Annotated in this window: 22 protein-coding genes; 2 read left to right on the top strand and 20 right to left on the bottom strand. The window is 69.9% G+C overall.

What is annotated here, in order from left to right; genetic code table 11:
• The 14 genes from DW297_RS03195 to prmC form a co-directional block, all read right to left on the bottom strand.
• On the bottom strand, positions 1–708 hold a 708-nt coding region (locus tag DW297_RS03195; RefSeq protein ID WP_136029299.1), incomplete at its 3' end, for a DUF5684 domain-containing protein.
• Between the two features lie 108 nt (positions 709–816).
• A complete protein-coding gene (locus DW297_RS03190; protein ID WP_136029297.1) occupies positions 817–1,563 on the bottom strand; it encodes a YaaA family protein in 747 nt (248 codons plus the stop codon).
• Between the two features lie 71 nt (positions 1,564–1,634).
• A complete protein-coding gene (locus DW297_RS03185) occupies positions 1,635–1,895 on the bottom strand; it encodes a F0F1 ATP synthase subunit epsilon (RefSeq protein WP_136029295.1) in 261 nt (86 codons plus the stop codon).
• 2 nt (positions 1,896–1,897) lie between these two features.
• Positions 1,898–3,352: a F0F1 ATP synthase subunit beta gene (gene atpD / locus DW297_RS03180; protein WP_136029293.1), complete on the bottom strand. Its 1,455-nt coding sequence runs from the start codon at positions 3,350–3,352 to the stop codon at positions 1,898–1,900.
• Positions 3,353–3,375: 23 nt separating this feature from the next.
• Positions 3,376–4,275 (bottom strand): F0F1 ATP synthase subunit gamma, encoded by a 900-nt coding sequence (locus tag DW297_RS03175; protein WP_136029291.1) that lies wholly within the window; start codon positions 4,273–4,275, stop codon positions 3,376–3,378.
• 19 nt (positions 4,276–4,294) lie between these two features.
• Entirely contained in the window at positions 4,295–5,935 is a 1,641-nt protein-coding gene (gene atpA / locus DW297_RS03170; protein ID WP_136029289.1) for a F0F1 ATP synthase subunit alpha, read from the bottom strand.
• A gap of 47 nt (positions 5,936–5,982) precedes the next feature.
• Positions 5,983–6,774 carry a F0F1 ATP synthase subunit delta gene (locus DW297_RS03165; RefSeq protein WP_136029287.1) on the bottom strand — a complete coding sequence of 264 codons (792 nt, stop codon included), beginning with the start codon at positions 6,772–6,774 and terminating at the stop codon, positions 5,983–5,985.
• Positions 6,774–7,331, bottom strand: a complete 558-nt coding sequence (locus DW297_RS03160; RefSeq protein ID WP_136029285.1) for a F0F1 ATP synthase subunit B — start codon at positions 7,329–7,331, stop codon at positions 6,774–6,776. The genes DW297_RS03165 and DW297_RS03160 overlap by 1 nt, the downstream gene beginning before the upstream one ends.
• Positions 7,332–7,358: 27 nt before the next feature.
• A complete protein-coding gene (atpE, locus tag DW297_RS03155) occupies positions 7,359–7,595 on the bottom strand; it encodes an ATP synthase F0 subunit C (protein WP_025103147.1) in 237 nt (78 codons plus the stop codon).
• Between the two features lie 43 nt (positions 7,596–7,638).
• The gene (gene atpB / locus DW297_RS03150) at positions 7,639–8,427 is read right to left on the bottom strand and encodes a F0F1 ATP synthase subunit A (protein WP_205828218.1); all 789 of its coding nucleotides are present in this window, start codon (positions 8,425–8,427) and stop codon (positions 7,639–7,641) included.
• A 143-nt stretch (positions 8,428–8,570) separates the two neighbouring features.
• Positions 8,571–9,089, bottom strand: a complete 519-nt coding sequence (locus DW297_RS03145; protein ID WP_136029281.1) for a hypothetical protein — start codon at positions 9,087–9,089, stop codon at positions 8,571–8,573.
• On the bottom strand, positions 9,086–10,258 hold the full coding sequence (locus DW297_RS03140) for an MraY family glycosyltransferase (protein ID WP_136029279.1): 1,173 nt from the start codon (positions 10,256–10,258) through the stop codon (positions 9,086–9,088). The genes DW297_RS03145 and DW297_RS03140 overlap by 4 nt, the downstream gene beginning before the upstream one ends.
• Positions 10,255–10,959 carry an L-threonylcarbamoyladenylate synthase gene (locus DW297_RS03135; RefSeq protein ID WP_136029277.1) on the bottom strand — a complete coding sequence of 235 codons (705 nt, stop codon included), beginning with the start codon at positions 10,957–10,959 and terminating at the stop codon, positions 10,255–10,257. Before DW297_RS03135 ends, DW297_RS03140 begins: the two co-directional genes overlap by 4 nt.
• Before the next feature lie 52 nt (positions 10,960–11,011).
• Complete coding sequence (gene prmC, locus DW297_RS03130; protein ID WP_136029275.1) at positions 11,012–11,872, bottom strand: peptide chain release factor N(5)-glutamine methyltransferase; 861 nt, start codon at positions 11,870–11,872, stop codon at positions 11,012–11,014.
• 100 nt (positions 11,873–11,972) lie between these two features.
• On the opposite strand from prmC, the gene cysK reads away from it, so the two are divergent.
• Both cysK and epsC read left to right on the top strand, forming a co-directional pair.
• On the top strand, positions 11,973–12,911 hold the full coding sequence (gene cysK, locus DW297_RS03125; RefSeq protein WP_136029273.1) for a cysteine synthase A: 939 nt from the start codon (positions 11,973–11,975) through the stop codon (positions 12,909–12,911).
• An 8-nt stretch (positions 12,912–12,919) separates the two neighbouring features.
• On the top strand, positions 12,920–13,489 hold the full coding sequence (gene epsC, locus DW297_RS03120; protein WP_136029271.1) for a serine O-acetyltransferase EpsC: 570 nt from the start codon (positions 12,920–12,922) through the stop codon (positions 13,487–13,489).
• Here epsC and DW297_RS03115 read toward each other — a convergent pair.
• The 6 genes from DW297_RS03115 to lysA all read right to left on the bottom strand — a co-directional run bounded on the left by DW297_RS03115 (position 13,477) and on the right by lysA (position 20,862).
• A complete protein-coding gene (locus tag DW297_RS03115; RefSeq protein ID WP_136029269.1) occupies positions 13,477–13,908 on the bottom strand; it encodes a phage holin family protein in 432 nt (143 codons plus the stop codon). The two genes, epsC and DW297_RS03115, sit on opposite strands and share 13 nt — an antisense overlap.
• Positions 13,909–13,941: 33 nt before the next feature.
• A complete protein-coding gene (prfA, locus tag DW297_RS03110) occupies positions 13,942–15,021 on the bottom strand; it encodes a peptide chain release factor 1 (protein WP_136029266.1) in 1,080 nt (359 codons plus the stop codon).
• Between the two features lie 8 nt (positions 15,022–15,029).
• Positions 15,030–16,988 (bottom strand): transcription termination factor Rho, encoded by a 1,959-nt coding sequence (gene rho, locus DW297_RS03105; protein ID WP_136029303.1) that lies wholly within the window; start codon positions 16,986–16,988, stop codon positions 15,030–15,032.
• Positions 16,989–17,151: 163 nt separating this feature from the next.
• Positions 17,152–18,120, bottom strand: a complete 969-nt coding sequence (gene thrB / locus DW297_RS03100) for a homoserine kinase (protein ID WP_240744499.1) — start codon at positions 18,118–18,120, stop codon at positions 17,152–17,154.
• Positions 18,117–19,421, bottom strand: coding sequence for a homoserine dehydrogenase (locus tag DW297_RS03095; RefSeq protein WP_136029264.1), 1,305 nt, complete (start codon positions 19,419–19,421; stop codon positions 18,117–18,119). The genes thrB and DW297_RS03095 overlap by 4 nt, the downstream gene beginning before the upstream one ends.
• A gap of 22 nt (positions 19,422–19,443) precedes the next feature.
• Entirely contained in the window at positions 19,444–20,862 is a 1,419-nt protein-coding gene (gene lysA / locus DW297_RS03090; protein WP_136029262.1) for a diaminopimelate decarboxylase, read from the bottom strand.
• Positions 20,863–21,010: the final 148 nt, after the last annotated feature.

Genomic DNA, 21,010 nt, shown 5'->3' with positions numbered 1-21,010 from the left:
CGTGGTCGGCGGCACAGGCGCGCTCGTCGAGGGAGCGGCGGAGGGCGCGGCCGGCGGGGCGTAGCCGGGAGCCGGCGGAGCCGTGAACCCGGGCTGCGGCGGCGCATAGCCCTGGGGCTGCTGCGGGTAGCCCTGGGGCTGCTGACCGTAGCCCTGCGGGGCACCGTACCCCTGCGGCGCCGCGGTCGCGGAGGGCTGGACCGGGATGCCGTCCCACACCGTGCGATCGCCGAGGAAGCCGTTCCCGGCCCACGAGGCGGGCTGGATGTTGGGGTTCCACCGCGACTTGTCGAAGGCGTTGATACCCAGCCACACCGGCGGGAGGAAGAAGTACAGGATGACCCAGACCGCATCCTTCTGCAGCTTCAGTCCGACCCGCCACGCGGCGATGAGGTCGAGGACACGGCCGGCGATGCCGACGAGCGGGAGGATGAGGAACCAGCCCAGGACCGGGATGATCGCCCCGACCACGCCGGCGCCGATGAGGTACAGCACGAGCCACGGGCTGAGGTCGCCGAGCTTGTAGAAGATCATCGAGTTGTAGACCGGGACCCAGGCACGCCACTTGCCCTGGACACCGGCCTTCTCGAAGACCTTCATGTAGAACCAGGCGTAGATCGCGTACACGATGAGCGGCAGGATCGTGTACAGCAGCGTCAGCGCGACGAGTGCGCCGCCTGAGATGCCGTAATCGTAGTAGTCGTCCAAGGTTCCCCTCCAGAAGGCTGATATTCCCGGGTGATGCGCTGCTTACACTAGCGCGTCACCGCCGCCGCGCGCAGGACCCTCGCTGACGTCCCGCGCCGCGAACCGGTCTCACTCCGCGACGACGAGTTCCAGCTCGCCGGGGTGGTCGGTCTCGCGCAGCACGACGCCTCGCCCCTCCGCCCACCGCAGCAGTGCCCGGCGGGAGCCGATGCGCGGTCGGTCCTCCGTGAGTGCACGCACCAGGAGGCCCTTCGACTTCTTGTTGAAGTGGTTCAGCGCTCTGCCCTGCTCGGTGACCACGCGCACATACGCCGAGGGCACCGATGCGGGCACGGGTCCGAGACCCACGTACGCCTCGCTGCGCAGGTCGAGGACGAACGACGGCGCCTCGTCCCCGATCGCCGAGGTCGTGGCTTCCGCCCAGTGACGCCGGAGCGGCGGCACCCCGGGAAGCGACGTTCCCGCGGCGAGGCGGTAGGTCGGGATCGGGTCGAGCGCGCCGACCGGACCGAACGGCGCGCTCTGGATCCACACGTGGGCGTCCGCCCACCGCCGTGACGCCGGGGAGAGCGAGGCCGCGTCGAGGGCGTCGAACAGCACGCCGGTGTAGCGGTCGATCGCCGGCATGGTCGGCGCGCTGCGGAGAGCGCGGTTGTGCGCGATGTCGTCGAGCTGCCGCTCGCTCAGTTTGAGAACACGGCGGGCGGCCTCCTCGTCGGCCGCGAGCTCGACCAGGGCGTCGAGCACGGCCGCGCGATGCTCAGCGAGAGACGGCAGCGGCAGGACACCGAGGTCGAGCGGCGCGCCCGTGCCTCCGGGACGCTTGGTCTCGGACGGCGGAAGCAGGATCTTCATGGCACCTCGTAACGCAGACGCGTCCGCCTCGGCACCCGAGGGTGCCGAGGCGGACGCGATGTTCAGGACTGTCAGGCGATGAGAGCCGCGTTGCCCGCCACGATGGTCAGAACGTCGCCCTCCATGGAGAGGAAGCCGTCCTGCGCGTTGGCGAGCACCTTGGCGCCGTCGGTCTGGGTGATCCGGACCTGGCCCTCGGCGAGGATGGCCAGCACCGGCTCGTGACCGGACATGAAGCCGATCTCGCCCTCGACGGTCTTGGCGACCACGAGGCTCGCCTCACCCGTCCAGACCTCCGCGTCGGCGGAGACGAGGCTGACGTTGAGCGCCATGATCAGGCGTTCTCCTTCTGGATCTGCGCCCAGCGCTCCTCCACGTCGGAGATGCCACCGACGTTGAAGAAGGCCTGCTCGGCGACGTGGTCGAAGTCACCGCGGGTGATCGCGTCGAACGACTCGATGGTCTCCTTGAGCGGAACCGTCGAACCCTCGACACCCGTGAACTTCTTCGCCATGTAGGTGTTCTGCGAGAGGAACTGCTGGATGCGACGTGCGCGCGACACGACGATCTTGTCTTCCTCGGAGAGCTCATCGACACCGAGGATCGCGATGATCTCCTGCAGCTCCTTGTTCTTCTGGAGGATCTGCTTGACCGTGGTCGCCACGCGGTAGTGGTCCTCGCCCAGGTAGCGGGGGTCCATGATGCGCGACGTCGAGGTCAGCGGGTCGATGGCCGGGTACAGACCCTTCGACGCGATCTCACGGGAGAGCTCGGTCGTCGCGTCGAGGTGCGCGAAGGTCGTGGCCGGAGCCGGGTCGGTGTAGTCGTCGGCCGGCACGTAGATCGCCTGCAGCGAGGTGATCGAGTGACCACGCGTCGAGGTGATGCGCTCCTGGAGGAGGCCCATCTCGTCGGCGAGGTTCGGCTGGTACCCCACGGCGGAGGGCATGCGGCCCAGCAGCGTGGAGACCTCGGAACCGGCCTGCGTGAAGCGGAAGATGTTGTCGATGAAGAGCAGCACATCCTGCTTCTGCACGTCACGGAAGTACTCCGCCATCGTCAGAGCCGAGAGGGCGACGCGCAGACGCGTCCCCGGCGGCTCGTCCATCTGGCCGAACACGAGCGCGGTCTTGTCGAAGACGCCCGCCTCCTCCATCTCGTGGATGAGGTCGTTGCCCTCACGGGTGCGCTCACCGACACCGGCGAACACCGACACACCACCGTGGTCCTGCGCGACGCGCTGGATCATCTCCTGGATGAGGACGGTCTTGCCGACACCGGCGCCACCGAACAGACCGATCTTTCCACCCTGCACGTACGGGGTGAGGAGGTCGATCGACTTGATGCCCGTCTCGAACATCGTGGTCTTCGACTCGAGCTGGTCGAAGTTCGGGGCCTTGCGGTGGATGGGCCAGCGCTCCGTGACCTCGATGGTCTCACCGGGCTCGCCGTTGAGGACCTCGCCGATCACGTTGAAGACCTTGCCCTTGGTGATGTCACCGACGGGGACCGAGATGGCCTCACCGGTGTCACGCACCTCCTGACCGCGGACGATGCCGTCGGTCGGCTTGAGGGCGATGGCGCGCACCAGGTCGTCGCCGAGGTGCTGTGCGACCTCGAGCGTGATCTCGGTCGACTCCTCGCCGATCACGATGGTGGTCTTCAGCGCGTTGTAGATGTCGGGGATCGAGTCGTGCGGGAACTCGATGTCGACAACCGGACCGTTGACGCGCGCGACGCGCCCGACGACCGCGGTCGCCGGCTGGTCAGCCGTGGCGGTGGTGGTCATTTCTTCGTCTCTTTCCTCATGGTCTATTTGCTCGACGAGAGGGCGTCGGCGCCGCCGACGATCTCCGCGATCTGCTGCGTGATCTCCGCCTGACGCGCGTTGTTGCGCAGACGGGTGTAGTCGGTGATGAGCTTGTCGGCGTTGTCGCTGGCCGACTTCATCGCCTTCTGCGTGGCCGCCTGCTTGGCGGCGGACGACTGCAGGAGGGCGTTGAAGACGCGGCTCTGGATGTACACCGGCAGGATCGCGTCGAGCACCGTCTCGGCATCCGGCTCGAACTCGTACAGCGGGTAGACCGTGCTGCCCGCCTCCGAGTCGTCGGCCTCCGCGATCTCCAGCGGCAGCAGGCGCACGGACTCCGGCGACTGCGTCATCATGCTGACGAAGCGGTTGTAGACGAGGGTGATCTCGTCGACGCCGCCGTCCTCGCCACCGCGGTTGAAGGCCTCGAGAAGCGTCTGCGAGATCTCCTCCGCGGTGTGGAAGGACGGGGTGTCGGTGTCGCCGGTCCACTCCGCGGCCGCCTCGATGCGACGGAACTGGAAGTAGCCCACCGCCTTGCGTCCGATGAGGTAGAACACCGGCTCCTTGCCCTGCTCGCGCAGCAGCTCCGCCACCTCGAGACCCTCACGGAGGATCTGCGAGTTGAAGGCACCGGCGAGACCGCGATCGGACGAGAAGATCACGACCGCGGAGCGGCGGATCGTCTCGGGCTCACGCGTGAGCGGGTGGTCGACGTTCGAGTGCGTCGCGACGGCGGACACGGCCCTCGTCACGGCCCGCGCGAAGGGGGTGGACGCCTTGACGCGTGCCATCGCCTTCTGGATGCGCGAAGCCGCGATGAGTTCCATCGCCTTCGTGATCTTCTTGGTCGTCTGAGCAGAAGAGATCTTCTGCTTGTAGACCCTGAGTTGAGCGCCCATGAATCAGTACCTCACGCGATTACGCGCGACGACCCTTGACGATCTTCTCCTGGTTGACGTCGTCGGCCTCGGCCGCAGCGTGCTCCTCGTGGCCGGGGGCGCCGATGGCGTGGCCCTTGCCGCCCTGGAACTCCAGGAGGAAGTTGTCGGTCTGCTTGTCGAGCTCGGCGACCGTGTCGTCGTCCAGCACGTTCGTCTCGCGCAGCGTGTCGAGCACCTTGGTGTTGCGACGCAGGTAGTCGAGCAGTTCGCGCTCGAACCGAAGCACGTCCTCGACCTCGATGGTGTCGAGCTTGCCGTTCGTGCCGGCCCAGATCGAGACGACCTGCTCCTCCACGGGGTACGGCGAGTACTGCGGCTGCTTGAGCAGCTCGGTCAGACGGGCACCACGCGACAGCTGACGACGCGAGGCGGCGTCGAGGTCGGAGGCGAACATCGCGAAGGCCTCGAGCGAGCGGTACTGCGCGAGCTCCAGCTTCAGCGTTCCGGAGACCTTCTTGATCGACTTGACCTGAGCGTCACCACCGACACGCGAGACCGAGATACCCACGTCGACCGCCGGACGCTGGTTGGCGTTGAAGAGGTCAGACTGGAGGAAGATCTGGCCGTCGGTGATCGAGATCACGTTGGTCGGGATGTACGCCGAGACGTCGTTCGCCTTCGTCTCGATGATCGGAAGACCCGTCATCGAACCGGCGCCCAGCTCGTCGGACAGCTTCGCGCACCGCTCGAGCAGGCGCGAGTGCAGGTAGAACACGTCGCCGGGGTACGCCTCGCGGCCCGGCGGGCGGCGGAGCAGCAGCGACACGGCGCGGTACGCCTCGGCCTGCTTCGACAGGTCGTCGAAGATGATCAGGACGTGCTTGCCGCCGTACATCCAGTGCTGGCCGATGGCCGAACCGGTGTACGGAGCCAGGTACTTGAAGCCGGCGGGGTCGGACGCGGGAGCGGCCACGATCGTGGTGTACTCCAGGGCGCCGGCCTCCTCGAGCGCGCCCTTCACCGAGGCGATCGTCGAGCCCTTCTGGCCGATGGCGACGTAGATGCAGCGGACCTGCTTGGTGACGTCGCCCGACTCCCAGTTGGCCTTCTGGTTGATGATCGTGTCGATCGCGATGGCCGTCTTGCCGGTCTGGCGGTCGCCGATGATGAGCTGACGCTGACCACGGCCGACCGGGATCATGGCGTCGATCGCCTTGATGCCCGTCTGCATCGGCTCGTGCACCGACTTGCGCTGCATGACGCCGGGGGCCTGGAGCTCGAGCTCGCGGACGCCCTCCGTCGCGATCGCGCCGAGACCGTCGATCGGGTTGCCGAGCGGGTCGACCACGCGGCCGAGGTAGCCGTCGCCGACCGGGACCGAGAGGACCTCACCCGTGCGGGTGACCTCCTGGCCGGCCTCGATACCGGTGAAGTCGCCGAGGACGACCACGCCGATCTCGTGCTCGTCGAGGTTCAGGGCGAGGCCCTTGGTGCCGTCCGCGAACGTGACGAGCTCGTTCGCCATCACGCCCGGCAGACCCTCGACGTGCGCGATGCCGTCGGCGGCGTCGATGACGGTGCCGACCTCGGTCGCAGCAGCGCCGGTGGGCTCGTATGCGGCGGCGAAGTCCTTCAGCGCGTCACGGATGACGTCGGGGCTGATCGATAGTTCTGCCATTGTCTTCCCTTTGTATCTGGGTGCGCGGTTCCCCGCGCGAAGTCGTGTTAGCCCGCGAGCTTCTGGCGAAGGTCGGCGAGTCGTGCGGAGATGCTGCCGTCGATGACGTCATCGGCGATCTGCACGCGCAGACCCCCGACGACGGCGGGGTCGATGACGACGTTGAGCGAGACCTCGCCGTCGTAGCGACGCGAGAGGGCGTCGCCCAGACGGGTGCGCTGCGCATCGCTGAGCGGGGTCGCGGTGTGCACCGTGGCCACGACGAGACCGCGCTGGGCGGACACGAAGCGGATGGCCCTGCTCAGGAGCTGGCGGACGCGCCGCTCGCGCGGACGACGCACGAGGGACGAGACGATCAGCGTGGTGGCCGCACCGGCGGAGGATCCGGCGAGGAGGCGCTCGACGAGCTCCCCCTTCGCGTCCTCTCCCCCGAGGCGGCTACCCAGAGCGAGTTCGAGCTCCGGGTTCGCGGCGACGAGCCGGGCGAAGGCGAAGAGCTCACCCTCGATGTCGACACCGGGCTCGGCGATCGCGGCGGACCGGATCGCGAGCTCCTCGATGCCGTCGACGAGCTCGTCGGCGCTCGACCAGCGCTGCGCCACGGCTGCGCTCAGAACGCTCTGAGACGCCGCCGAGAGCCCGCCGAACACCGCGAAGACGACGTTCTTCCGCGACTCCACGGACGCCGACGGGTCGGCCAGCGCGCCGCTCAGCTGAGACGAATCGCCCACGGTGCGCGCGGCGACGAACAGCTCCCGCGCGGTGTCGAGGGTGACGTCCTTCGCTGCGGCAAGCGCCTGAGTGGATGCCGCGAGTGCCTGAGCGGTCGCGCTGCCCATTACTGAGCCGCCTTCTCGGATGCTTCGAGATCGGCGAGGAAGCGGTCGACCACGGCGGCCGCGCGAGCGTCATCGGACAGCGTCTCGCCGACCACGCCACCGGCGAGGTCGAGTGCGAGCGAGCCGACCTCACTGCGCAGGGAGACGAGAGCCGTCTGGCGCTCGGCCTCGATCTGCGAGTGCGCGGTGGCGGTCAGACGCGCAGCCTCGCTGGCTGCGGTCTCCTTCGCCTCGGCGATGATCTTCTTGCCGTCCTCACGGGCGGCCTCGCGGATCTCCCCGGCCTCGGTGCGCGCCTCGGCGAGCTGGCGGGTGTACTCCTCGAGGGCGGCCTCCGCCTGCTTCTGCGCCTCATCGGCCTTGGCGATGTTGCCCTCGATGGCGGCGGACCGCTCGTCGAGCATCTTCGTCAGACGGGGAAGGGCGACCTTCCACACCACGACGAGGATGATGATGAACCAGAGGCCCGACCAGATGATGTCGTACCCCGCGGGGAGCAGCGGATTGGGGGACTCCCCCTCCGCTGCCGCGAGGTTCGTGACAAGAGCGTTCAGCATCCTGTCTCCTTCAGAAGTCGGTGGGGATTACGGGAAGGGGATGAATCCGACGGCGATGCCGACGAACGCAAGCGCCTCGGTGAAGGCGATACCGATCCACATGAGGACCTGCAGGCGACCGGCCAGCTCGGGCTGACGGGCGACGCCCTCGATGGTCTTGCCGACGACGATGCCCACACCGATGGCCGGACCGATGGCTGCGAGGCCGTAGCCGACCGCCGCGAGGTGGCCGTTGATTTCAGCGAGAACCGTAGTTGCGTCCACGGGTTTTTCCTTTCGTTGGGTGGGAGGGCTGTTGCCCGCCCGCTCAGTGCTCTTCTGCGACCGCGAGCTGGATGTAGACCGCGGTGAGGACGGTGAAGACGTAGGCCTGCAGGACGGCCACCAGGATCTCGAAGAGAGTGAAGGCGCCGCCGAAGGCGAGGGTTCCGATACCAAGGACGGCCCAGCCGCCACCCGCGGTGAAGAAGAAGAACTGGGTGGCCGCGAAGCACAGCACCAGGATCATGTGGCCGACGACCAGGTTCATCAGCAGTCGCAGGGTGAGGGTCACCGGGCGGATGATGAACGTCGAGATGAGCTCGATCGGCGTGACGATGAAGTAGACCGGCCACGGCACACCCGACGGGAAGAGCGCGTTCTTGAAGAAGTTCTTCGGGCTCTTCTTGATGCCGGCGTAGATGAAGGTGACGTAGCTGACCACCGCGAGGGTGAGCGGGACGGCGATGATCGCGGTGCCCGGCATGTTCAACCCCGGGATGATGCCCGTGACGTTCATGAACAGCACCATGAAGAAGATCGTGGTGAGGATCGGCAGGAACCGGTCGCCGTCCTTGCGGCCGAGCAGGTCGTGCGCGATGCCGCCGCGGACGAAACCGAGGCCCATCTCGACCAGGCTCTGGAACCGCCCCGGCACGACCTTCATGCGGCGCGTGCCCAGCCAGAGGATCAGGACCACGGCGATCACCGAGAGGAGCTGGATCAACTGGATGCGGGTCACCGGCAGAGGCCCGACCTGGAAGAGGATCGGCGGGAAGAACTCGTCGATCGAAGGGCCGTGGAACTCGCCATCGGAAGACGCGAGTCGGGGGGTCAGGGTCGCAGCAAGATTAAACAGCGCGGGCTCCAGCTTCGGGGCACCGGTCAGAACCGGGGCGACGATGGTCGGTGTGCTTCAAGCGCAAGCGCTCGCGGGCGAGCGGCGGGCACTCCCCAACACTATCAGAATCCAAGGGTGCCCTAAGACCGCGGAGCGTCGTCCGCCGGGCCGGTGGAGCCGCCGTTCGCGGCGCCGGGCGCGCGGTCCTCCGGCACCTCGGTCGGCAGCGTGGTGTCGCTCACGTTCGGCAGGCGCATCTGGGTGAGCACCACCACGTCGATCACCAGCGACATCACCACCCCCGCGACGATCGAGAGGAAGAACACCATCGGGTCGAGCCACGGCTGCCCCGACAGCAGGATCATCACCAGCACGAACACGCCGAGCTTGAGCAGCCAGCCGCCCAGGACGATCGCGAAGAACAGCTGCACGTACAGCGGGTCGCCGTACCACCGGTTCGCGATCAGGATGCTGATACCCGTGATCGCGAGGAACAGCGCCGCCAGCAGCACGCCGAGCAGGCCGCTGACCAGCCCCTCCCCCTGGGCGACGGCGAAGCCGATGCCGCCGGCGAGCAGCGCCAGCACGACGGTCGCCACCGCCGACCAGACGAGGGTGCGACGCAGGATCGGCGTGCTGGAAACGGGACTCGGGCTCATCGGGGCTCCACGGGGGTCGGGTCGGGTTCAGCGGCCGCCGGCGCCTTGCGGCGGCGGGTGGGACTCAGGGTGATGACGAGGCAGGCAGCGATGCCGACCACGCCGAAGCCGACACCGGGAAGGTACTGGCCGGGCCAGTCCTCTCGCGCACCGACGTACATGAGGAGGACGGCGAGGGAGATCACCGCCGTCCACGCGTAGAAGATGAGGACGGCGTCGCGGTCGCGGTGGCCGAGGTCGAGCATCCGGTGGTGCAGGTGCTTGCGGTCGGGCGAGAACGGCGACCGGCCCGCGCTCATCCGCCGCAGCACCGCGAGCCCGAAGTCGAGCAGCGGCAGCAGCACGACCAGCAGCGGCAGCAGGATCGGCAGGAACGCGCCGACGAGCTGCGACCGGCCGAGGCGATCCGGCTCCAGCGCCGACGGATCCATCTGCCCGGTGATCGCGATCGCGGACGTCGCCATGAGCAGGCCGAGCACCAGCGCACCGGAGTCGCCCATGAAGAGCTTCGCCGGGCTCCAGTTCAGCGGGAGGAAGCCCAGGCACGCCCCGATCAGCACCGCCGCGAGGAACGTGGAGAGGTTGAAGTAGCTGGAGGCGCCGGAGTCGCGCGTGAAGATGTAGGAGTACGCGAAGAACACGCCGTTCGAGATCAGGCACACGCCGGCGACCAGGCCGTCCAGCCCGTCGATGAAGTTGACCGCGTTCATCACGATCACGATCGCGAACATCGTGATGGTGATGCTCAGCCAGCTCGACACCACGATCAGGTCGCCGAAGGGCAGCGACAGGATCTGCAGTCCCCCGCCCACGGTGATGATGCCTGCGGCCAGGAACTGCGCACCGAGCTTGATCATCCAGTCGAGGTCCCACAGGTCGTCGACGACGCCGATCACCGCGATCAGCAGCGAGGCCGCGAGGATCGCCCACATGGTCTGCGGAGGCGTCCAGATGCTCTGGAAGAACGGGTTGGCGGCCGACACCGCGAACGCCGCGACGATGCCGAGGAAGATGGCCACGCCGCCCAGCCGCGGGGTGGGCGTGGTGTGCACGTCGCGCTCGCGGATGCCCGGGTACAGTTTGAAGCGGAGGCTCAGCCGCCACACCGCCCACGTCAGCACGAAGGTGATGGCGGCGGTGACGATGATCGTGAAGAGGTACTGCTTCACGAATCCCCGTCCTGCTCCTGCTGCTGCTCCGGCTCGAGCAGCTCGCCCAGGACCTCGTGCAGCTGCTCGCGCGTGACGACGCCGTGCCGCAGGATCCGCACGACCCCCTCGCCGTCGTCGGCGCCGCGACGCACGAGCGAGGTCGCGTCGACGATGGTCGAGGCGATGCCGTTCGCGCTCATGCCGTCGGCGAGGTACACCGCCACGCTGTCGCCGAGCATCTTCTCGGCGTCGAGCGCGGAGATCGCCGCGTCCCGTCCCGTGAGGTTCGCACTGGACACGGCGAGCGGCCCGGTCTCGGCCAGCAGCTCCAGGACCACCCGGCCCTCCGGCATGCGCACGGCGACGGTCCCCTGGGTCTCCCCCAGGTCCCACACCAGCGACGGCTGCGCGGGGAGCACGATGGTCAGCCCGCCGGGCCAGAACGCGTCGACGAGGCGCTGCACCGGCTCCGGAACCGACTCGGCCAGGGCCGTCAGGGTCTCCTTGCTGCCGATCAGCACGGGCGGCGGCTGATCGCGCCCTCGACCCTTCGCGTCGAGCAGACGCTGCACCGCCGTCGGCGAGAACGCGTCGGCGGCGACGCCGTACACGGTGTCGGTGGGGATGACGATGAGGTCGCCGCGGCCGATCGCCTGGCGCGCGTTGCGCATTCCGGCGAGCAGCTGCGCCTCGTCGCGGCAGTCGAAGATGGGGGACATGACGGTTCGATTCTATGCGGGACGGACGTCGGAGATGCTCGGAGACCCCTGATCAGGGCCGGATCGCGGTGGTCGCACGGTCGCGCAGCGTCAGATCGCGGTGCGTGGCCGCGGCGCGCCAGCCGTCCGCCGTGAGCAGCTCGCGGATCTCCGCGCCCTGCAGCTCCCCGTGCTCGATCACGAGCACGCCCCCCGGGCGGAGCAGACGCAGCGCCCGGTCGCTCAGCACGCGGACGACGTCGAGCCCGTCCGCGCCGCCGTACAGCGCGAGCGCCGGATCGAACAGGCGCACCTCGGGGTCGCGCGGCACCGCGGCATCGGGGACGTACGGCGGATTCGAGATGACCACGCTGGCGGTGCCGTCGAGCTCGGGGAACGCCTCGGCCAGGTCGCACAGCACGAGCGTGAGGTTGCCGGTGCCGGCGACGTTGCGTGCCGCCCAGGCGTGGGCCTCCTCCGACAGCTCCGCGGCGAAGATCCGCGCGTGCGGCACCTCGGTCGCCATCGCCAGGGCGATCGCGCCGCTGCCCGTGCCCAGGTCGATGCCGACCGGGGCGGCCTCGCCCGAGTTCAGCAGGGCGTCGATCGCGAACTGGGCGACGGTCTCGGTCTCCGGCCGCGGGATGAACACCCCGGGGCCCACCGACAGCTCCAGGTGCCGGAACGGCGCGACACCCGTGAGGTGCTGCAGCGGCTCCCGCCCGGCGCGACGGGACACCAGGCGGGTCAGCGCGGCCTGCTGCTCCTCGTCGATGCGGTCGCCCCGCACGATCGCCGCCTGCACCTCGCCCCGCCGCCGGTCGAGCACGTGCGCGGCCAGGAGCTCCGCGTCCACGAGCGGGTCGGGGACACCGGCATCGGCGAGGCTCTGCGCGGCGGCGCGCACGACGGCAGCGAGCGAGGAGTCGGGCATGCCTCCAGCGTAGAGCGCCCGCACCCGTCACATTGCCCTCCCCCACAGGCCGCTCCCGTAGTCTGGGAGCCGCAGCGACCCGTGAAGGAAGGCCTCACCCATGCCCGGTATCCACTCCGACATCACCACCGCTTTCGGCAACACCCCGCTCGTGCGCCTGAATCGGGTGACCGAGGGACTCGGGGCCACCGTGCTCGCGAAGCTCGAGTTCTACAACCCGGCCTCCAGCGTCAAGGACCGCATCGGCATCGCCATGATCAACGCGGCCGAGGCGTCGGGAGAGCTGAAGCCGGGCGGCACGATCGTCGAGTCCACCAGCGGCAACACCGGCATCGCCCTCGCCATGGTCGGCGCGGCCCGCGGCTACCGCGTGATCCTCACGATGCCCGCGTCGATGTCGAAGGAGCGCCGGGTGCTGCTCAAGGCGTTCGGCGCCGAGATCGTGCTCACCGACCCCACGAAGGGCATGAAGGGGGCGATCGAAGAGGTCAAGCGCATCGTCGACGAGACCCCCGGCGCGATCTGGATCCGCCAGTTCGAGAACCCCGCCAACCCGCAGATCCACCGCGAGACGACGGCGCAGGAGATCCTCCGCGACACCGACGGCGCGGTCGACATCTTCATCGCCGGCGTCGGCACGGGAGGCACGGTGACCGGCACCGGGCAGGCGCTCAAGGCCGCGAAGCCCGGCGTGCAGGTCATCGCCGTCGAGCCCAAGGACTCCCCCGTGCTGACCGAGGGGCACCCCGGCCCCCACAAGATCCAGGGCATCGGCCCGAACTTCGTCCCCGACGTGCTCGACCGCGACGTGCTCGACGAGATCATCACGGCGGAGTTCGACGAGTCGCTGCGGGTCGCGCGCGAGCTCGCGGCGAAGGAGGGCCTGCTGGTCGGCATGTCGTCCGGTGCCGCGGTCGCGGCCGCGCTGACGGTCGCCGCGCGACCAGAGAACGCCGGCAAGACGATCGTCGTGATCATCCCCGACACCGGTGAGCGCTACCTCTCCACCGCGCTGTTCGAGGACCTGCGCGAAGACTGAGACCGCCGATGGGACTGATCGCGCGAATGCGCGAGGACATCGCCGCCGCACGCCTCCGCGACCCCGCCGCGCGCACGTCGCTCGAAGTGGCCCTGCTCTACCCCGGCCTGCACGCCATCTGGGCGCACCGGGTCTCGCACGCGCTGTGGCGTCGACGGCTGCGACTGCTCGCCCGCGCGGGGTCGCAGCTGTCGCGCTGGCTCACCGGCGTGGAGATCCACCCCGGCGCGCGCATCGGCAGGCGCTTCTTCATCGACCACGGCATGGGCATCGTGATCGGCGAGACCGCGGAGATCGGCGACGACGTGCTGATGTACCACGGGGTCACCCTGGGCGGACGCACCCGCGACGTCGGCAAGCGGCACCCGACGCTCGGCGACGGCGTCGCGGTCGGAGCCGGCGCGAAGATCCTCGGCCCGGTGACGGTCGGCGACCGCTGCGTCATCGGGGCGAACGCGGTCGTCACGAAGGACGCCCCCGCGGATAGCGTGCTGGTGGGTGTGCCGGCGAAGCCGCGTCAGCGCACCGCGGGCGAGGACACCAGGGCCCTGCTGACCGCCCCCGACTACTCCATCTGACGCCCGGCACGGGGCGCACGCCTCGCGCCGCGCGCCTCGAGTCGGCGCCGCAGGAACAGCCACGGGAGCAGCACGCTGCCGACGGCCGTGACCAGCCACACGATCACCGACCCCAGCAGCCACCCGGTCAGATCGGTGATGCGCAGACCGCCGATCGGGAGCAGCACGACGACCAGGAGCGCGATGAAGGTCGACACGATCCCGATGCCGCCCATCAGCACCGGCGCGTAGCGATCCGCGAGCCTGCTGACCCACGGTGACAGCACCGTCTGCAGCACCGCGAACACGAGGATGCACACCACGAAGCCCCACCACTGGCTCCACTGGATCTGGAAACCGTCGAGCAGCACGTCGGCCGCGAGCAGACCGAGGCCCGCCGACACCAGATACAGGAGAGCGCGGAACAGGAGGGTGATCACGGGGCCGAGCATAGCGGCACCGAGAGGCCGCACTCAGGAATCGGATCCCACCGCGGCGAGCCGCGCCTCCTCATCGGCCGCGATCGCGCTCTCGATGATCGGATCGAGCGCGCCGTCCATCACCTGGTCGAGGTTGTATGCCTTGAAGCCGGTGCGGTGGTCGGCGATCCGGTTCTCCGGGAAGTTGTACGTGCGGATCCGCTCGGAGCGGTCCATGCCGCGGATCTGCGACTTGCGCGCATCCGAGGCCGCCGCGTCGAGCTCCTCCTGCTGCTTCGCCAGCAGCCGCGCGCGGAGCACCCGCATCGCGGCCTCGCGGTTCTGCAGCTGCGACTTCTCGTTCTGCATCGACACGACGATGCCGGTCGGCACGTGGGTGATGCGCACCGCCGAGTCGGTCGTGTTGACGGACTGCCCCCCGGGGCCCGAAGAGCGGAACACGTCGATCTTCAGGTCGTTCTGGTCGATGTGGATCTCCTCCGGCTCATCGACCTCCGGGAAGACCAGCACCCCGGTGGTGGAGGTGTGGATGCGGCCCTGGGACTCCGTCGCCGGTACCCGCTGCACGCGGTGCACGCCGCCCTCGTACTTGAGGTGCGCCCACACGCCCTGGGCCGGATCGGACGAGGAGCCCTTGATCGCGACCTGCACATCCTTGTAGCCGCCGAGGTCGGACTCGTTGCGCTCCAGCAGCTCGGTCTTCCAGCCCTTCGACGCGGCGTACTGGATGTACATGCGCAGCAGGTCGGCGGCGAACAGCGCCGACTCAGCGCCGCCCTCCCCCGCCTTGATCTCCATGATCACGTCGCGGGCGTCGTCGGGGTCGCGCGGGATGAGCAGTCGGCGCAGGCGTTCCTGCGCGGCCTGCACGCCCTCCTCCAGCGCGGGGACCTCGGCGGCGAACGCCTCGTCCTCGCGCGCCAGCTCCCTCGCCGCCTCCAGGTCGTCGACCGCCGCCGTCCACGCCTCGTGCGCCGCGACGATGCGCGACAGCTCGGCGTAGCGGCGGTTGACGCGCTTGGCGCGGGCGGCGTCGGCGTGCACCGCCGGGTCGGAGAGCTCCTCCTGCACCCGGCGATGCTCGTCGATCAGAGTCTGGACGGACTCGAACACGTCGCGTCTCAGCGGATGTTGTTGTCGTGCCCGTGCGCGCCCGAGGGCAGCGTCGGGATCGACTTCTGCATCTGGACCAGGAACTCCACGTTGGAGTGGGTCTCCTTGAGCTTGCCGAGCACGACCTCGAGAGCCTGCTGCTGGTCGAGGCCGGCGAGGGCGCGACGCAGCTTCCAGGTGATCTTGACCTCGTCGGCCGACAGCAGCATCTCCTCGCGGCGGGTGCTCGACGCGTTCACGTCGACCGCCGGGAAGATGCGCTTGTCGGCGAGAGCACGCGACAGCCGCAGCTCGCTGTTGCCGGTGCCCTTGAACTCCTCGAAGATGACCTCGTCCATCTTGGAGCCGGTCTCGACGAGAGCGGTGGCGAGGATCGTGAGGGATCCGCCGTTCTCGATGTTGCGCGCCGCGCCGAAGAAGCGCTTCGGCGGGTACAGCGCCGACGCGTCGACCCCACCCGTGAGCACGCGACCCGACGCGGGGGCGGCCAGGTTGTAGGCACGGCCGAGGCGCGTGATGGAGTCGAGCAGCACGACCACGTCGCGGCCCAGCTCGACCAGGCGCTTGGCGCGCTCGATCGCGAGCTCGGCGACCGTGGTGTGGTCTTCCGCGGGGCGGTCGAAGGTCGAGGCGATGACCTCGCCCTTCACGGTGCGCTCCATGTCGGTGACCTCTTCGGGGCGCTCGTCAACGAGCACGACCATCAGGTGCACCTCGGGGTTGTTCTGCGCGATCGCGTTGGCGATCTGCTGCAGGACGATCGTCTTGCCGGCCTTGGGCGGCGCGACGATCAGGCCGCGCTGGCCCTTGCCGATCGGCGCGACGAGGTCGATGATGCGCTGCGTCAGCTTCTCGGGCGCGGTCTCCAGGCGCAGGCGCTCCTGCGGGTAGAGCGGCGTGAGCTTGCCGAACTCCACGCGGGTCGCGGCGTCGTCGACCGAGAGGCCGTTGATCGAGTCGACCTTCACGAGCGCGTTGTACTTCTGGCGCCCCTGCTGCTCGCCCTCGCGCGGTTGCTTGATGGAGCCGACGACGGCGTCACCCTTGCGCAGGTTGTACTTCTTGACCTGGCCGAGCGAGACGTAGACGTCGCTCGGGCCGGCGAGGTAGCCGGTGGTGCGCACGAACGCGTAGTTGTCGAGCACGTCGAGGATGCCCGCGATCGGGATCAGGACGTCGTCCTCGCCGATCTCGGTCTCGAACTCGTCGACCGGCGTGCCCCCGCGGCGCTTGTTGCGCTGGCGGTTGCGGCCGTTGCCGTTCGCCTGGTCGTCGTCCGACGCGGCGGGCTGCTGCTCCTGGCCGCCGCCGCCCTGACCGCGGCCACGGTTGCGGTTGCGGCTCCGGCTGCGCCCACGGCCGCCCTGCTCCTCGCCGCCGTCGGCATCGGAGGAGGAGTCCTTCGACGGCGCATCCTGGCCGGCGTCGTCGCCACCCTCGGCCGCCTCGGCACGGCGGTTGCCGCGACCGTTGTTCTTGGGGCGCTCGGCGCGAGCGTCGTCGCCCTTGGCGTCGTCAGCCTGCGGAGCGGTCTCCGCGGCGCCGCTCGGGGCGTCGGCGGATGCCGGTGCGGCGGCGCCCTCACCCTGCTCGGCGGCGGGCGCCTCGGCCTCGGTCTTCTTGGTGCGACGACCGCGACCCGTCTTGGGCGCCTCGGCGGGCGCCTCGGCGGCAGCCGGAGCCTCGCTCGCCGCGGGAGCCTCCGTCGCCTCGGCGGCCGGGGCATCGGCATCGGTCTTCTTCGCCCGCGAGCGGCGCGGGGCCTTCGCCTTGGGCGCTGCCTCGCCGGACTCGGCCTCGGCGGGTGCCGCGGCCGACTCCTCGGCCGACTTCTCGGCCTTCGCGGCGGCGGTCGCCGTGGTCGCCCGGCGCGGAGCGCGCTTGCGCACCGGCGCGGACTCCGCGGTCTGGACGGCGTCGGCCACCGGAGCAGCCTGATCGTTCTGGGTCTCGGAGAGGTTCTCCACGAGTACTCCCTTATAGGTCATGGGATATGAGCGTGAACGCGCACAACGGGTGCTGCGCACGATCGCACGGGCTGACGCTCGGCGTCAGCCAGCCTCGGCACTTGTGCCTCAAGGGTTTGCGTGCGGGTCTTGCAAGAGTTGCAATGGGGCCAGATTCACGACGTTACGTGGAGCCCTCCGCTCGATCCCCCACTGTACCACCACGAACGTCGACGGCGAGCAGCAGCGCCTCCCACGGGGTGTCGGTCACACGATCGGCGAGTTCCACCGCGTCCTGACGGCTGCCCGGGCCGTCGGCGAGCACGAGCACGCTGGGGCCCGCACCCGACACGACCGCGGCGAACCCGGCCGCGCGCAGCGCCTGCACGAGCCGCTGCGTCTCGGGCATCGCCTCGGCGCGGTAGTCCTGGTGCAGCCGGTCGGCCGTCGCATCGAGCAGCAGCTCAGGGCTCTGCATGAGCGCCGCGACCAGCAGGGCGGAGCGCGACAGGTTGAACACCGCATCGGCCGTCGACACGTGCGGCGGCTGCAGCGACCGCGCCTGCGACGTCGACATCGTGTAGGCGGGGACGAGCACGAGCGGCGAGACGCCCCGGTGCACGAGCAGCTTCTTGTGCTGCGGTCCGCGCTCGCCCATCCACGCGATCGTGAGCCCGCCGAACAGCGCGGGGGCGACGTTGTCGGGGTGACCCTCGATCTCGGTCGCCAGACGCAGCAGGTCGGTGTCGGACAGATCCACGTCGCCCGCCAGCAGACCCTTCGCGGCCAGGACGCCCGCGGCGACAGCGGCACCCGACGACCCGAGTCCGCGGCCGTGCGGCACGCCGTTCTCCGCGACGATGCGCAGCCCGGGGACCGGGCGCCCGACGTCCTGGAACACGTAGGCGACCGTGCGGACGATCAGGTTCGACGCATCGCGCGGGATGTCGTCCGCGCCCGACCCCGTGACCTCGATCTCCAGCTGTCCGGCCGGCAGGGCGGTGACCTCGAGGTGGTCGTACACGCTGAGCGCCAGGCCGAGCGTGTCGAAGCCGGGGCCCAGGTTGGCACTGGTCGCTGGCACCGTGACCTCGACCGTGCGGCCGAGGATCGAGCGCTTCTCCTCCGGCGCCGGGGCGGCCACGGTGCTCACTCGCCTTCCACCCGCAGCACGGACACGACGCGGGCGACGACGTCGCTGCCCGCGAGGACCGCGACCGTGTCGCTCAGTGCCTGCTCCGTCGCGCGGTGCGTGCCGATGATGAGGCGGGCGGTCGGCTCGTCCTCACCCTCGACGGTCTGCACGACCGTCGCGACCGAGACGCCGCCGTCGCTGAGGATGCCCGCGACCGTCGCGAGCACGCCCGGCGCATCGGAGACCTCGAGCGTGATCTGGTAGCGGGTGGTGACGTGACCGATCGGCACGATGGGGAGGTTCGCCCTGGTCGACTCCCCCACCCCGACGCCGCCGGCGATGTGGCGCCGCGCGGCCGAGACCACGTCGCCCAGCACGGCAGAGGCCGTCTGCACGCCGCCGGCGCCCGCGCCGTAGAACATGAGCGAGCCGGCGGCCTCCGCCTCGACGAACACGGCGTTGTTCGCGCCGTGCACGGAGGCCAGCGGATGGGTCGCGGGGACCAGCGCCGGATACACGCGCACCGAGATCGACTCGGCACCGTTCGCCTCGATGCGCTCGCACACCGCGAGCAGCTTGATCACGAAGCCCGCCGCGCGCGCCTCCTCGATCATCGACGCCGTGATCGAGGTGATGCCCTCGCGGTGCACAGCGTCGAGCGGGACGGCGGTGTGGAAGGCGAGGCTCGCGAGGATCGCGGCCTTCTGTGCCGCGTCGTAGCCCTCGACGTCGGCGGTGGGGTCGGCCTCGGCGTATCCCAGGCGCTGCGCATCGGCGAGCACGTCGGCGAAGTCGGCCCCCTCGGTGTCCATCCGGTCGAGGATGTAGTTCGTGGTGCCGTTCACGATGCCCATGATCCGCACCACGCGGTCGCCCGCGAGCGAGTCGCGCAGCGGCCGGATGATCGGGATGGCACCGGCCGCGGCGGCCTCGTAGTACACCGAGGCGCCCACGCGGTCGGCCGCCTCGAACAGCTCGGGCCCGTGCGTCGCCAGCAGCGCCTTGTTCGCAGTGACGACGTCGGCACCGGAGCCGATCGCCTGCAGGATGTTGGAGCGCGCCGGCTCGATCCCGCCGATCAGCTCGATCACGATGTCGGCGCCGAGGATGAGCGACTCGGCGTCGGTCGTGAACAGCTCCTTCGGCAGCTCCACGTCGCGCGGGGCGTCCACATCGCGCACCGCGATGCCCGCGAGCTCGAGGGCGGCTCCCGCGCGATCGGCGAGCTCGTCGCCGTGACGCAGCAGCAGCGCCGCCACCTGGGAGCCGACCGCTCCGGCGCCCAGCAGCGCCACGCGAAGTCGTCGGTAGTCAGTCATGCGTGCTCCTTCAGGGGGTGGGTCATCGGTCTCCCTCGGGGGCGTCGGCCCCGTCGATGCCCGCATCGCGGGCCAGCAGGTCATCGACGGTCTCGCCGCGGACGATCACCCGCGAACGGCCGTCGCGCACCGCCACGATCGGCGGTCGCGGGACGTGGTTGTAGTTGCTCGACAGCGAGGCGCAGTAGGCGCCCGTCGCCGGAACGGCCAGCAGGTCGCCCGGTGCGAGGTCGGCGGGAAGGTACTCGTGGTCGACCACGATGTCGCCCGACTCGCAGTGCTTGCCGACGACGCGGCTCAGCTGCGGCTCGCCCTCCCCCGTGCGGGACGCCAGCCGCGCCGAGTAGCTGGCGCCGTACAGGGCGGTGCGGGCGTTGTCGCTCATCCCGCCGTCCACGCTGACGTAGCGGCGGGTCGCCCCGGAGGCGATCGTCACGTCCTTCGTGGTGCCGACCTCGTACAGGGTCACTCCGGCCGTGCCGATGATGGCCCTGCCCGGCTCGAACGACAGCGCGGGCACGGGGATGCCCCTGGCCGCGCAGCCCTCGGCGACCGCGGCCACGATGGCGCCAGCGAGCTCATCGATCGGCGTGGGGTCGTCGACCCGGGTGTACGCGATGCCGAAACCGCCGCCGAGGTTGAGCTGCGGCACCGGTCCGTGCTCCAGGAGCGCCGCATGCAGCTCGAGCACGCGCGACGCCGACTCGCGGAACCCGGCGACGCCGAAGATCTGCGAACCGATGTGACAGTGCAGACCGGCGAACTCCAGCCCGGGGATCTCGCGGATGCGGGCGACGGCGACCTCCGCCTCCGCGAGGGGGAAGCCGAACTTCTGGTCTTCGTGGGCGGTCGCGAGGAAGTCGTGGGTCTCGGCGTGCACGCCGCTGATGACGCGCACCATGACCCGCTGCACCGCATCGGTGCGGGCCGCGATCGCGGCCAGCCGCTCGATCTCGATCGCGCTGTCGACCACGATCGTGCCGACGCCCACCTGTACCGCGCGCTCCAGCTCGGCGACCGACTTGTTGTTGCCGTGGAAGCCGAGCGATGCGGGTGCGACCCCGGCGGCCAGGGCCACCGCGAGCTCGCCGCCCGTGCACACGTCGACGCGGAGCCCCTCGTCGACGACCCACCGGGCGACGGTCGTGCTCAGGAACGCCTTGCCCGCGTAGTACACCTGCGCCGTGGTGCCGTGCTCCGCCGCGGCCCGGTCGAACGCCACCCGGAAGGCACGGGCCCTGGTGCGGACCTCGTCCTCGTCGAGCACCAGGACCGGGGTGCCGTAGGTGCGGGCGAGCTCGGTGGCGCGCACGCCGGCGAGCACGAGCGCTCCATCCTCGTCACGACGGGCCGACGCCGGCCACACACCGCTCGCGAGATCGTTCGGGTCATCGGGGACGAGGAGCCATTCCGGGGCGAGCGAGTCGGCAGGAGCAAGCACGGAGCACCAATCGTGGGTCGGGTCTCGGGCGGGAGGGCGCACATCGAGTTGCCCCCGATTCTAGGGCAACGCCCCGATCCGCCTGCGCACGGTGACAGCCCGCGTCAAGCCCCTGGGGACCCCCGTCGCGGCTCTCCTAGGGTGGGGG

Origin of the sequence: Microbacterium sp. PF5 (genome assembly GCF_004794315.1) — a bacterium.
In the GTDB taxonomy this organism is placed as follows: Bacteria; Actinomycetota; Actinomycetes; order Actinomycetales; family Microbacteriaceae; genus Microbacterium; species Microbacterium sufflavum.
Note: the sequence above shows the minus strand (reverse complement) of the source record. Positions and strands in the feature narration are given on the sequence as shown.